General features: G+C 63.5%; 13 protein-coding genes and 1 riboswitch. Of the genes, 10 read left to right on the top strand and 3 right to left on the bottom strand.

Annotated elements, in window-relative coordinates; translation table 11 throughout:
- The first annotated feature begins 3 nt into the window (after positions 1 to 3).
- Together EN824_RS23050 and ugpC are read left to right on the top strand one after the other, a co-directional pair.
- Positions 4 to 1,668: an alpha-glucosidase gene (locus EN824_RS23050; protein WP_135862487.1), complete on the top strand. Its 1,665-nt coding sequence runs from the start codon at positions 4 to 6 to the stop codon at positions 1,666 to 1,668.
- A 29-nt stretch (positions 1,669 to 1,697) separates the two neighbouring features.
- Positions 1,698 to 2,810 carry a sn-glycerol-3-phosphate ABC transporter ATP-binding protein UgpC gene (ugpC, locus tag EN824_RS23045; RefSeq protein WP_127275668.1) on the top strand — a complete coding sequence of 371 codons (1,113 nt, stop codon included), beginning with the start codon at positions 1,698 to 1,700 and terminating at the stop codon, positions 2,808 to 2,810.
- Between the two features lie 79 nt (positions 2,811 to 2,889).
- Here ugpC and EN824_RS23040 read toward each other — a convergent pair whose 3' ends face one another.
- The 3 genes from EN824_RS23040 to EN824_RS23030 all read right to left on the bottom strand — a co-directional run bounded on the left by EN824_RS23040 (position 2,890) and on the right by EN824_RS23030 (position 3,683).
- Positions 2,890 to 3,138, bottom strand: a complete 249-nt coding sequence (locus EN824_RS23040; RefSeq protein WP_127275667.1) for a DUF680 domain-containing protein — start codon at positions 3,136 to 3,138, stop codon at positions 2,890 to 2,892.
- Between the two features lie 64 nt (positions 3,139 to 3,202).
- Entirely contained in the window at positions 3,203 to 3,409 is a 207-nt protein-coding gene (locus EN824_RS23035) for a DUF680 domain-containing protein (RefSeq protein WP_127275666.1), read from the bottom strand.
- Between the two features lie 73 nt (positions 3,410 to 3,482).
- A complete protein-coding gene (locus tag EN824_RS23030) occupies positions 3,483 to 3,683 on the bottom strand; it encodes a DUF680 domain-containing protein (protein WP_127275665.1) in 201 nt (66 codons plus the stop codon).
- 494 nt (positions 3,684 to 4,177) lie between these two features.
- Positions 4,178 to 4,380, top strand: a riboswitch (cobalamin riboswitch).
- 114 nt (positions 4,381 to 4,494) lie between these two features.
- On the opposite strand from EN824_RS23030, the gene EN824_RS23025 reads away from it, so the two are divergent.
- The 8 genes from EN824_RS23025 (at position 4,495) to EN824_RS22990 (ending at position 12,292) form a co-directional block, all read left to right on the top strand.
- Positions 4,495 to 5,742 (top strand): aromatic ring-hydroxylating dioxygenase subunit alpha, encoded by a 1,248-nt coding sequence (locus EN824_RS23025; RefSeq protein ID WP_127873346.1) that lies wholly within the window; start codon positions 4,495 to 4,497, stop codon positions 5,740 to 5,742.
- Positions 5,743 to 5,819: 77 nt separating this feature from the next.
- Entirely contained in the window at positions 5,820 to 6,920 is a 1,101-nt protein-coding gene (locus tag EN824_RS23020) for a hybrid-cluster NAD(P)-dependent oxidoreductase (RefSeq protein WP_127873345.1), read from the top strand.
- 139 nt (positions 6,921 to 7,059) lie between these two features.
- Positions 7,060 to 7,491 carry a PqqD family protein gene (locus EN824_RS23015; RefSeq protein WP_127873344.1) on the top strand — a complete coding sequence of 144 codons (432 nt, stop codon included), beginning with the start codon at positions 7,060 to 7,062 and terminating at the stop codon, positions 7,489 to 7,491.
- Between the two features lie 33 nt (positions 7,492 to 7,524).
- A complete protein-coding gene (locus EN824_RS23010; RefSeq protein WP_135862489.1) occupies positions 7,525 to 8,574 on the top strand; it encodes a serine kinase in 1,050 nt (349 codons plus the stop codon).
- Complete coding sequence (locus EN824_RS23005; protein ID WP_189343549.1) at positions 8,571 to 9,323, top strand: glycosyltransferase family A protein; 753 nt, start codon at positions 8,571 to 8,573, stop codon at positions 9,321 to 9,323. Before EN824_RS23010 ends, EN824_RS23005 begins: the two co-directional genes overlap by 4 nt.
- A 55-nt stretch (positions 9,324 to 9,378) precedes the next feature.
- Positions 9,379 to 10,131 (top strand): glycosyltransferase, encoded by a 753-nt coding sequence (locus EN824_RS23000; protein WP_135862491.1) that lies wholly within the window; start codon positions 9,379 to 9,381, stop codon positions 10,129 to 10,131.
- Complete coding sequence (locus tag EN824_RS22995; protein ID WP_135862493.1) at positions 10,131 to 10,808, top strand: glycosyltransferase family A protein; 678 nt, start codon at positions 10,131 to 10,133, stop codon at positions 10,806 to 10,808. The genes EN824_RS23000 and EN824_RS22995 overlap by 1 nt, the downstream gene beginning before the upstream one ends.
- Positions 10,808 to 12,292 (top strand): nucleotidyltransferase family protein, encoded by a 1,485-nt coding sequence (locus EN824_RS22990; RefSeq protein ID WP_167531525.1) that lies wholly within the window; start codon positions 10,808 to 10,810, stop codon positions 12,290 to 12,292. Before EN824_RS22995 ends, EN824_RS22990 begins: the two co-directional genes overlap by 1 nt.
- Positions 12,293 to 12,363: the final 71 nt, after the last annotated feature.

The following is a 12,363-nucleotide window of genomic DNA, read 5'->3' as shown; positions in this document are numbered from 1 at the left end:
ACAATGCAATCGGCTTTGAAGGCGACTTCGAAACCAGACCCCGCCATCGACCGCGACTGGTGGCGGGGCGCGGTGATCTATCAGATCTATCCACGCAGCTTTCAGGACTCCAATGGCGACGGCATCGGCGACCTCAAAGGCATCATCGGCAGGCTGCCCTACATTGCCGCCCTTGGCGCGGATGCCATCTGGATCTCGCCTTTCTTCAAATCGCCGATGAAGGATTTCGGCTACGACGTCTCGGATTATTGCGACGTCGACCCGATGTTCGGCACGCTGGCGGATTTCGACGCACTGACGGCGGAGGCGCACCGGCTGGGCCTCAAGGTGATGATCGACGAGGTGCTGTCGCATACCGCCGACATCCATCCTTGGTTCAAGGAAAGCCGCTCGAGCCGCGTCAATCCGAAGGCCGACTGGTATGTCTGGGCGGACGCAAGGCCCGACGGCACGCCGCCCAACAACTGGCTGTCGATCTTCGGCGGCTCGGCCTGGCAATGGGACACCAGCCGCCAGCAATACTACCTGCACAATTTCCTGGCCGAGCAGCCCGACCTCAACTTCCACAACGCGGAAGTCCAGGACGCGCTGCTCGACGTCACCCGCTTCTGGCTGGAGCGCGGCGTCGACGGCTTCCGCCTCGACACCATCAATTTCTACTTCCACAGCCAGGGGCTGGAAAACAACCCGCCGCTGCCACCGGAAGAGCGCAACGACCAGACCGCACCGGCGGTCAATCCCTACAACTACCAGGATCATATCTACGACAAGAGCCGGCCGGAGAACCTCGCCTTCCTCGAGCGTTTCCGGGCGCTGCTCGACGAGTATCCGGCGACCGCCGCGGTCGGCGAAGTCGGCGATTCGCAGCGCGGGCTGGACGTGGTCGCCGCCTATACAGCGGGCGGCAAGCGCGTGCATATGTGCTATTCCTTCGACTTCCTGGCGCCGGAAAAGATCAGCGCCGCCAAGGTCCGCTCGGTGCTGGAGGCTTTTGGCGAGGTGGCCAGCGACGGCTGGTCGTGCTGGGCGTTTTCCAACCATGACGTGATGCGCCCGGCCTCGCGCTGGGCCGCCGGCGAAGCCGACCCGACCGCTTATCTCAAGGTTATCTCGGCATTGCTGATGTCGCTGCGCGGCTCGGTCTGCATCTACCAGGGCGAAGAACTCGGGCTCGGCGAGGCCGACCTGCGCTTCGAGGACCTGCAGGACCCCTACGGCATCCGCTTCTGGCCGGAATTCAAGGGCCGCGACGGCTGCCGCACACCCATGGTGTGGGACGGCAATGCCAGCAATGGCGGCTTCTCCCAGGCAAAGCCCTGGCTGCCGGTGCCGGCCAGCCACCTGTCACAGGCGGTCAACGTGCAGCAAGGTGACGAAACCTCGCTGCTTGAGCATTACCGGCGCTTTCTCGCCTTCCGCCGCGCCCATCCGGCATTGGCCAAGGGCGACATCAGCTTCATCGAAAGCCAGGGCGACACCGTCGCCTTCACCCGCCGGGCGGGCAATGAGGAGATCGTCTGCGTCTTCAATCTGGGCGCTGCGCCAGCGAAGGTTGACCTCGGCAACCGAACCCTGCAACCTTTGGCGGGACACGGATTTTCCGGGCAGGCAAGCACCGGTACGGTCGAACTCGGCGGTTACGGCGTCTGGTTCGGGCGCATAGGCTGAACATCTGAGGAACCACTGGGAGGAAATCAATGGCCGATGTCAATTTGAGACAAGTGAAGAAGTCCTACGGCAATCTCAACATTCTCCACGGCATCGACCTCGACATCAAATCAGGCGAATTCATCGTCTTCGTCGGCCCGTCGGGCTGCGGCAAGTCGACCTTGCTGCGCTCGATCGCCGGGCTTGAGGAAATCACCTCGGGCGAACTCAAGATCGACGGCCAGGTGGTCAACGACGTGCCGCCATCGAAGCGCGGCATCGCCATGGTGTTCCAGTCCTACGCGCTCTATCCGCACATGACAGTCTACGACAACATGGCCTTCTCGATGAAGATCGGCAAGGAAAGCAAGGCCGAGATCGACAAACGGGTGCGGCAGGCCGCCGAAATCCTGCAGCTGACCAAATATCTCGACCGCCTGCCCAAGGCGATGTCGGGCGGCCAGCGTCAGCGTGTCGCCATCGGCCGCGCCATCGTGCGCAATCCAAAAGTGTTCCTGTTCGACGAACCGCTGTCGAACCTTGACGCGGCACTGCGCGTCGCCACGCGTATCGAGATCGCCAAGCTCAAGGAATCGATGCCCAACACGACCATGATCTATGTCACCCACGACCAGGTCGAGGCGATGACGCTGGCCGACCGCATCGTGGTGCTAAAGGATGGCCACATCGAGCAGGTCGGCACGCCCATGGAGCTCTACAAGAACCCCGGCAACCTATTCGTCGCCCAGTTCATCGGCTCGCCGGCCATGAACATCCTGCCGGCCACGGTCGACAAGACGGGCAATCCGACCATCATCAGCCATGTCGGCGGCCGCAAGGCGACGGTGCCGATCGCGACGCCTGCTTCGGCAAAGGGAGCGGCGGTCAGCTTCGGCGTGCGGCCGGAAGATCTCGCGATCGCCAGTGGTGCGGACTATCTGTTCGAGGGGACGGTCGATTATGTCGAGCAACTCGGCGAGGTTCAGTTGGTCTATATCGACATCGGCCGGGCCGACCTGCCGCTGGTGACCAAGCTGCCGGGCAATGTCGAGATCAAGCGCGGCTCGACGCTGCAGTTGACCGCCAATGCCGGCGACCTTCATATCTTCGATGCGGATGGACGGTCGTTCGCGCTGCACGAAGCGGAAGCAAAAGCCGCCTGAGGCCAGCCATGTCTCGACAACAAAAAAAGAGAGCAGCGGGCTGGCCCGCCGCTCTCTTTTTATACATCACGACGGCTGGTTAGTTGTTGCCGAAGAGATTGCGGTCTGCGCCGTGAGGGGCGGACTTCTGCACGTCGCCGGACGAGTTGAGCAGCTTGTAGATGGGTGAGTCGCTGTTGCGGACCGAACCCGTATGCGACGTATCGACATTGACGGTCGACGATGCAGTGGGCTGATTGGCGCCATTGGAGCCATAGTTGTCACTGCCGGCGAAAGCGCTGCCGGAGAGGGCCAGAACGGCGGCGGCAGCAATGAGGATCTTGTTCATTTCCAATACTCCTAACGTCTTGAATTCCACGAGTGGCGAGCGAGCCCGCCACTCGCAACAGGCGTCAACGGCCGAAGAGGTTGCGATCGCTACCCGGCCGGGCAGGCGCCTCGGTGGCCGGAGCCGACTTGCCGATCGATGCGGTGTTCGCGTTGTCGGTCGACGTGACAGCCGCCTGGTTGGCACCGCTCGAACCGTAGTTGTCGCTGCCGGCAAAGGCGCTGCCGGAGAGGGCCAGGACGGCGGCGGCGGCAATGAGGATCTTGTTCATTTTAGGTACTCCTGAATTTGTGGCATCCACCCCGCGCGGCAGGGTCGCCCCGCCGCAAGCCGGGGATCGGCTGTTAGTTGTTGCCGAAGAGATTGTGGTCGGCGCCCTGGGCAGGCGTCTGAGCAGCCGGCTCCGACTTGCTGGTCGAAGCGGTGTACGAGCTGTCGACAGTGGCAGCGGGGGTGGCGGCGTTCGAACCGTAATGGTCGCTACCAGCGAAGGCGCTGCCGGAAATGGCCAGAAGGGCGGCGGCAGTGAGAACAATCTTTTTCATTTTGGGTACTCCAGTATTTTTCCGTCCGTCTAGCGGCGTGTCTTGGGATTAAAATCGCGTCGTTCGGACCGCCCCGATGTGGGAGAGCACCTCTGCTGTTTCCAATCACGAAGTTGTTCAGCGTGGACCATGACTCTACCACTTGAAATTGTGCCAGTGATTTCCACATCTGTTATTTTCTGTCGTTATATCAATCAGTTAGCTAAAAATGGCACCCCGATCACCAACTGTATCGGAGGCTCGGCGTTCACACCGTCCTGCACGCACCGTCAACAGAAACGAACCGTTCGGTTCGATTTTAGAATCTGCTAATAGTCACTTTTCGAAACTGTTAACCTTTTCGCCCCCGGCAAAGGGGTCGAAAAAACGGTGCCGGCGCGCCTGGCGACAGAAGGCGATTTGATGATGCGACCCCTGTCACGACGTTCCAGCATGCGTGTCGCGCCGCATGGATGCGATGTCGCTTTCATGCCGATGTCGCAAACCCTGCCGTGATTAGATCAGGCATCTCAGGTGCCGCTGCGTGACGACGGAGCGGAGAATTGGGAAGCCGGTCAGATTCCGGCGCTGCCCCCGCAACGGTGGTGGAGTTCAAGTCGCAACGGGAGACCACTGGGCGTAAGCCTGGGAAGGTGTCGCGATGGTCCGTAAGGACGACTCCAGAGCCCGGAAACCAGCCCGAGATGGCTAGAACTCGACTGATCGCGGTGGGCGGTCAAGAGGCGGATGGTGTTTGTCCGGCTTTGCGCCGATCTGCGTCCAGTCCTTCCTCAATCACCACCAGTTCAGTCCTTGAAAATGAGGACAGGACATGGACGCGCGCAACGACATGCTGAGGCTCTTGAACAGCCGCAGACAAGGCTTTTCGCTGGAACAGCCTTTTTACACCGACCCGGACTACTTCAAGCTCGACATGGAGCTGATCTGGTATCGCGACTGGCTGTTCATCGGCCATGATTGCGAATTGCCCAAGCCGGGCAGCTTCATCACCGTGCAGATCGGCGACTATCCTATCGTGCTGGTGCGCGATCAGCAGGGCAAGATCAACGCCTTCCACAATTCCTGCCGCCATCGCGGCAGCCGCGTCTGCAACAGCGACAAGGGCATGGCCGCCAAACTGGTCTGTCCCTATCACCAGTGGACCTATGAGCTGGACGGGCGCCTGCTGTTCGCCCGCCAGATGGCCGAGGGGTTCGACAAGAGCCAGTTCGGGCTGAAGCCGGTCGCCTGCGAAAGCGTCGCCGGCTATGTCTTCATCTGCCTGGCCAAGGAGCCGGCCGACTTCGCGCCGATGCGGGCGATGATCGAGCCCTATCTCAAGCCGCACCGGCTGAGCGAGGCCAAGATCGCCTTCGAGAGCACGATCATCGAGAAGGGCAATTGGAAGCTGGTCTGGGAAAACAACCGCGAATGCTATCATTGCGCGGGCAATCATCCCGAACTGTGCAAGACCTTCCCGGAAGCACCGACCGTGACCGGCGTGCAAGGCGCCGACAGCGATCCGGAGATGCTGGCGCACTGGGCGAAGTGCGAAGCTGTTGGCCTGCCCAGCAAATTCCGCATCGACCCGGCCGGGCAATACCGCGCCACCCGCGCGCCGCTGCTGCGCGACGCCCAGAGCTACACGATGACCGGCAAGCGGGCGGTGAGGAAGGACCTGTCCGACAGCGTTTCGGCCGACCGCATCGGCACGCTGATGCACTATCACTACCCGACGACCTGGAACCACATCCTCGTTGATCATGCCGTCACCTTCCGCGTGCTGCCGGTCAGCGCCACCGAAACGGCAGTGACGACGAAGTGGTTGGTGCACAAGGACGCGGTCGAGGGTGTCGACTACGATCTCGCCGAACTCACCCATGTCTGGACCGAGACCAACGACCAGGACCGCCGGATCGTCGAGGAGAACGCTTTCGGTATCCTGTCGCCGGCCTATGAACCCGGCCCGTATTCGGAGCTGCATGAAGGCGGCGTCATCCAGTTCGTCGACTGGTATGCCCGCTTCATCGGTCCGCGCCTGGCCGAAGGCGGGCGGCCGGCGCTGCGCAGCGTCGCCTAGCGCATGTCACCCAAAAGTGTGCAGCGGTTTTGGGATCACGACATCCGCAAAATGAAAGGTATGCAGGGATGAATGCGATGACCGACCTTGGCCTCTATCGCCATCTCGACCAGATGGCGCCCTGGAACGACAGGCTGCAGGTGCTGGAAGTGACCGGTGTCAGCGACGAGGCGCCCGACGTCAAGACCTTCACCTTCCGGTCCGACAACCAGACCTGGTTCCGCTACAAGCCGGGCCAGTTCGTGACGCTGGAACTGCCGACGCCGGATGGGCCGCTGATGCGCACCTACACGCTGTCGTCGTCGCCGTCGCGGCCGTTCTCGATCGCGGTGACGGTGAAGGCGCAGGCGGGCAGCATCGGCACACGCTGGATGTTCGATCACCTGGCGCCCGGCTCGCACGTCAAGGCCTATGGACCGGGCGGCGACTTTTCACTGCACAGCCATCCGGCGGCGAAATATCTGTTCGTCTCGGCCGGCTCCGGCGTGACGCCGATGATGTCGATGCTGCGCTGGCTGAACGACTGTGCGCCATGGACCGATGTCGGTTTCGTCAACTGCGCGCGGCGCCCGGAAGAAATCATCTTCCGCAAGGAACTCGAACTGCTCGGGGGCCACATGCCTGGCCTGTCGCTCGGCTTCATGATCGAGGAGCGGTCGAGCCGCGAGGGCTGGTACGGCCATATGGGCCGCATCGACGCCATCCGGCTGCCGCTCCTGGCACCCGATTTCCGCGAACGCGAAATCTTCTGCTGTGGGCCCGATCCCTTCATGCGCGCCGTGCGCGGCATGCTCGAAGCCGCCGGCTTCGACATGGCAAAGTACCATCAGGAAAGCTTTGCCGCGCCGACCGTGGACGAAGTCCCGGCACCGTTTGCCGCGCCGGCTGAAGCCGGCGCGGCAATTTCCGTCGAAGCCGCGACGCCGATCCGCTTCGCGCTTTCGGATGTCGACGCCGACTGCGTCGCCGGCCAGACCGTGCTGCAGACCGCGCGCGCCTCGGGCGTGCGGATACCGGCGGCCTGCGAATTCGGCCTGTGCGGAACTTGCAAGGTGAAGAAAGTCTCCGGCAGCGTCGAGATGAGTCACAATGGCGGCATCCTCGATCATGAGATCGACGACGGCTTCATCCTGGCCTGTTGTTCCAAGCCATTGTCGGCGCTGGAAATCGAGGCTTGATCCGCCCGTCCTTCGACTGATCCCGGAAATGTCGGCGCCTTGCCGGCAAGGTTACCTTGCCAAGGAACGACCGAAAGTCTACAGGCGTTGTCGGTGGAAGCGGTCCTGCTGGCGGGCAGGGATGTAAAGCGGGGCAACAATGAAGCATGAATCCCATGCCTATGCGGTTGCGAGCCGGGATATCGTTTTCGAATCCTTCGATGGCGAGGCCGTGGTGCTCAACCTTGCCAATGGCAAATATTTCGGCTTCTCCGATTCCGGCAGCAAGGCGTGGCAGGTGCTTTCGTCCGGAGCGGACGCCCAGGCTCTGATCGGGCTGGCCGCGGGCGGCTCGACAATAAGCCACGCCGAACTCGAACACTTCATATCGCAGCTGCTCGAACTGGGTTTGCTGGTGCGTTCGGAAGCGGCGGCGCAGCCACTGCCGGGCGAATTGCAAGCCGAGCTTGCCGCCACCAGCGAGCCGCTCAATGTCAGCATCCACGACGACCTCGCGGACCTGATCGTCGTTGATCCCATCCATGAGGTCGAGGAACCCCTTGGCTGGCCGGCGGTCAAGCAGGCTTCCTGATCGGCCGGCCGCAGCCGTGATGGAAGGCGCTTGATGCCGCGCGTCACGCTCGAAACCCTGCCGGACTACGCCCGGTATCTCATCGCCGCCGCTGAAGGCGCTGCCTCGCGCTATCCGACCATCCGGCGGGTTCGGCTGCCCGGGCTGGAACTGGCCGTGCATCTGGGTCACGGTGTGCTCGCCGACGCCCTGAGCCATGCATTTGTCGAGGCCGCTCACGATCAGCCGGAACCGTCCACCTGCCGCATCTTCATCGCTCATCCCGGCATCGACGGCATCCCGGAGCCGGCGCGATGGGGCGACGCGCATTTCACCGAGCACGGCTTTGCCAAACGGCTCGCCGAAGCCGGGTTACGCGGCCACTATTTCCACGATCTAGATTTCTGGCAGATCTACGATCCCCAACGTTGCGTTGGCGTACAGCTGATGGCCTCGGCCGATGCCTTTCCGCCTTGGGAGCCGGGGGCACCGCTGCGCGCCTTCCTGCATTGGGAATATGCCGCACGCGGCATGCGGCTGACCCATGCCGGCACGCTCGGCATCGATGGCAAGGGTATCCTCCTTGCCGGCTCGCGTGGAGCCGGGAAATCCGGCACCGTCGCCGCCGGCCTGCTCAACGGACTAGACAGTGTCGGCGACGACTATGTGCTGATCGATCTCGCCGGAGGCGTGACCGCGCGGCCCCTTTTCTCGACCTTGAAGCAGGACGCGCAAGGTTTCACGCGGCTGGGCCTGCAAAAGCGGCTAACGGCGCAAGGCCCGCTGAACTGGCAGGGCAAGCACATGTTTCACGTCGATGAGATCGCGCCTGGGCCGGTGCCCGCGATGCTGGACATCGTTGCGCTGATGGTGCCACATATTAGCGGTGGCGGAGCAAGTTCGATCATGCCGGTGTCGCGCAGGGATGCCATGATTGCCTTGGCGCCGTCCGGCATCGCACAGATGCCGGGCGAACGCGAAAGCGGCTTTCGCTTCTTCAGCGAATTGACGCGCCGCCTGCCGTGCTTTCGTTTGTCCCTCGGCACCGACCCGGCGGAGATCGCCGGCACGATCGAGGACGTCCTGACACGAGGCGCCCGGTGAAGCTCAGCGTGATCATGCCTGTGTACAATCGCGAGCGCTACGTCGTCCCGGCGCTGCGCTCGTTGATCAGGCAGCGCGCTGACGCCGACTTCGACATCATCGTCATCGACGATGGCTCCACGGACGCCTCGGTGGAGGCAGTACGGTCGACGATGCGCGAGGCGCCCTGCATCCGCCTGTTTCTGCAACCCAATATGGGTGTCGCGAGGGCGCGCAATGCCGGGCTGAGACAGTTGCCGCCGGATGCCGGATTTGTGTCGTTCCTCGATTCCGACGACATCTCGCTTGCCGGGCGCTTCAAGGCGGATCTGGCTTGCTACGAGGCCGACCCGGGCCTTGACCTGACCTACTCCCTGATGACCCTGGCCGAGCAGATAGACGATGACACGATGGAGCCGGTAGCGGGCAGCCGCACTGTAACGCTGCGCGGCATTTCAATGAGCACCGGACTGTTCAGCCGGGCGCTTGTCGATCGCATAGGCTGTTTCGACGAGGAATTCGACCAGTGCGAGGACACTGACTATCTGCTGCGCATCTTCGAAACGGGTCCGAATTACCGTCTTCTGGAGACCGTCGCGATCTACTACAGGCGCCACGCCGGCAATATCACCCGGAAGCGCGAGGGCCGGCTCCGCGACCACATGCGGGCGATCCACAATTCGACCCGGCGACGCAGGGCCGACCCGTCCCTGCGTGAGATTCCCCGCATTTTCGAGCTCAAGAGCACGCCCGACTGGCGGCTGTTTTGATGCGGGATATCTCGCGATCAAAACGGGTGGTGCAGCAGCGGCCGCGAGGCCGAGGATGAGGCTGAGCGTGATCATGCCGGTCTACAATCGCGAGGCCTATGTCGGCGCCGCGCTGCGCTCGCTGCTCAGGCAAGGCGATGCCGCCGATCTCGACATCATCGTCATCGACGACGGTTCGACCGACGGCTCGGTCGAGGCCGTGCGCGCGATGATGGATGATCATTCCTGCATCCGGCTGTTCCGGCAAGAAAACATGGGGGTGACCCGAGCGCGCAACAGCGGGCTCAGGCAGCTCAAGCCCGAGGCGGAACTGGTGTCGTTCCTCGATTCGGACGACATCTCGCCAGCGGGGCGCTTCGGAGCCGATGTCGAGCTTTTCCGGAAGAATCCCGATCTCGACCTGACCTATTCGAGGATGATGCTGGTCGACAAAATCGATGATGGGACCTTGGAGCCCATGGCGGACAGCAACAGCATCACGGTTCGCGGCATTCACCTGTCGGCGGCGATCTTCGCGCGCCGCCTCGTCGCGCGGATAGGCGATTTCGACGAGGATTTCGTCCAGGCCGAAGATACCGACTACCTGCTGCGCGGTTTTGAGATCGGCCCCAGATACGTGCTTCCCGACACGGTCGCGCTCTATTACAGACGGCATGCGGGCAACATGACGAGGCAAGAGGACGTCCAGTCGCGGGAATTCCTGCGCGCTATCTACAAATCCATGAAGCGGCGCAAGGCCGACCCGTCGCTGCGGCCGATCGAAGGGATCTTCGAGCTCGACAAACTGTCAGATTGGCGTGCCCTGTGATGGACGGATACGGCGTCGTCATACCGGCCTTCAACGCCAGCGGCACCATCGCCGAGACGCTGCGATCGGTTGCGGCGCAGACGGTGCGGCCGGACCTGGTGGTGATCGTCGACGACGGATCAACCGACGATCTCGCCGCGGCGATCGGCGGAACGGACCTGCCGCTGCAATTGCTGCGCCAGGCAAATGCCGGACCGGGCAGCGCCACGACCAGAGGCATCGCCGCGCTGTCGACGCCGTTCATCGCGACGCTCGACGCCGACGACCTTTGGCTGCCGACCAAGATCGAGGATCAGCTTGCATATCTGCGAGGATTGCCCGGCACATCGGGCGTCTTCTGCCATTTGCGAAACTTCCGCAATGACCGGCCCGATGCACCCGAGGATGCGGTCGTGCCCGGCTGGTCGCGGACCACGATGCTGATCCGGCGCGAGGTCGCCGAGACCGTCGGTCCGGTTGTCGATCCGCCGGGCGGTCGCGGCGAAATGATCGACTGGATCGCGCGGGCACGCGAGGCGGGCCTTGCCTTCGACATGATGGAAGAGGTGCTGGCGCTGCGCCGCATCAGGCCCGGCAGCCTGTCGTACGGACGCGATGCGACGCGCGACCGCGGCTATCTCGAAGTGGCGCGGCTGGCCATGCTGCGACGGGTCCGAAACAAGACCGGCGCGGGCTGATGGCGCGCATCCGCCGCATCAGCCGCCGTTTCCCGGACTATGGCTGGCCCTGGCCGACGGGCGGGCTCGACCAGTTGCTCAAGGCCGCGCTTCTTGCCGACGACGACGCGGCCGCCGGTTGCGCGATGGAGTGGCTGAGCGCCAACGACATCGATCTCGTCTCCTTCAGGGAGCATCGGCTGCTTGCCGCCATCTGCGACCGGTTCGGCCGGAAATTGGCCGGCCATTCCGCCTATCCACGTCTTGTCGGTCTGCAAAAGATGCTGTGGACCAAGTCGCGCATGGCGATGCGCGAGGCCGAACCGGCGCTGCAGGCGATGACGGACGCCGGATGCCTTGTGATGCTGATCAAGGGCGCCAGTCGCATTGCCTTGGACGCGTCGGCGCAGCGTGGCCGGGTGGCGCACGACATCGACATATTGGTGCGGCCGCAGGACATGGGAACGGCGTTCGACGTGCTGCGCGACCGCGACTGGCAGATCGCCACCGGGGTGAGCCCGCAATATCTGAGGACAAGACTGGCGTCGTTGCGGTCGATGAACTTCTTCAAGGGCAATTATGGCGACATCGACCTGCACCAGCTTGCCTATGACGGTTCCCAGCAAAGCGACGAGGACGACCAGGCGATCTGGCGGCGGGCGGCGGCGGCCGAATTCAGTGGTGTCGGCGTGCTGGTGCCGTCGCCGGCGGACCGCATCGCGCTGGCCATCGCGCATGGCGGGCTCGACGCCCACACGCACAGCGATTGGCTGGTCGATTGCGCGGTAGCCATTCGCGTCGGCGACGTCGACTGGGACGTGTTCCTCGACGTTGTCGCCAGGCGTGGCCTTGCCGTTGCCGCAGCGGTGGCGCTCTCCTACCTCGCGCTCGAAATAGGCGTGGCGGCGCCGGACAGGGTGCTGGCGCGCCTGCTTGAGATGGCCGACCGTACAGGCCTTTCGCGCTGGTCGGCCATGCTGCAAGCCAAGCCACGGACCGACTTCGGCAGGCTGGTCTGGTTGTCGCGCGGCTTTGCCAAGCAGTTGCGTCTGCGACGCAAGAGCGGCCGGCTTCGGCAGGAGCCGCCCGCCAGGGCATGGCGCGGAAAAGCATGGCGCGACGGGCCGGCCCGCCGCGAGCAGCCGGAAGCACCGTCGCCCCTGGTGTTCTCGCAGACCATACCTTGCCCGCCGACGGCAGGGGAGATGATGCTGGACATCACGGTCAGGATCAGCGTTCCGCCGGTCCGGCGCCGTATCGAAATGGAGATCAACCGGGGTGACGACCACGTCGCGCGTCTGCGTGCGATGGCCATCAGCCGGTCCGGTGGGGAAAGGGTGCTGCGCTTTCGCGGCAAGGTTACAGTCGACGGCCGGCAGCATGCCCTGACGCTGGAGGCGCGGCCGTCGCGGCAATTCCGCCAATGGGATGACCAGGCGACGGTCGCCGCCTATGGCGCATTGCCTTTCCATCTGGTCTCGGCGACCTTTTCGCCGCTGCGCTGAGATATCGGAGTTCACCCGCCAGGATCGCGATGGCGGCACGAGCGGATCGAGCCCGATGGACACCCCGCGGA

It is taken from the genome of Mesorhizobium sp. M8A.F.Ca.ET.181.01.1.1 (assembly GCF_004792025.1).
Lineage (GTDB): Bacteria > Pseudomonadota > Alphaproteobacteria > Rhizobiales > Rhizobiaceae > Mesorhizobium.
This window is presented reverse-complemented; position numbering and strand designations above follow the sequence as displayed.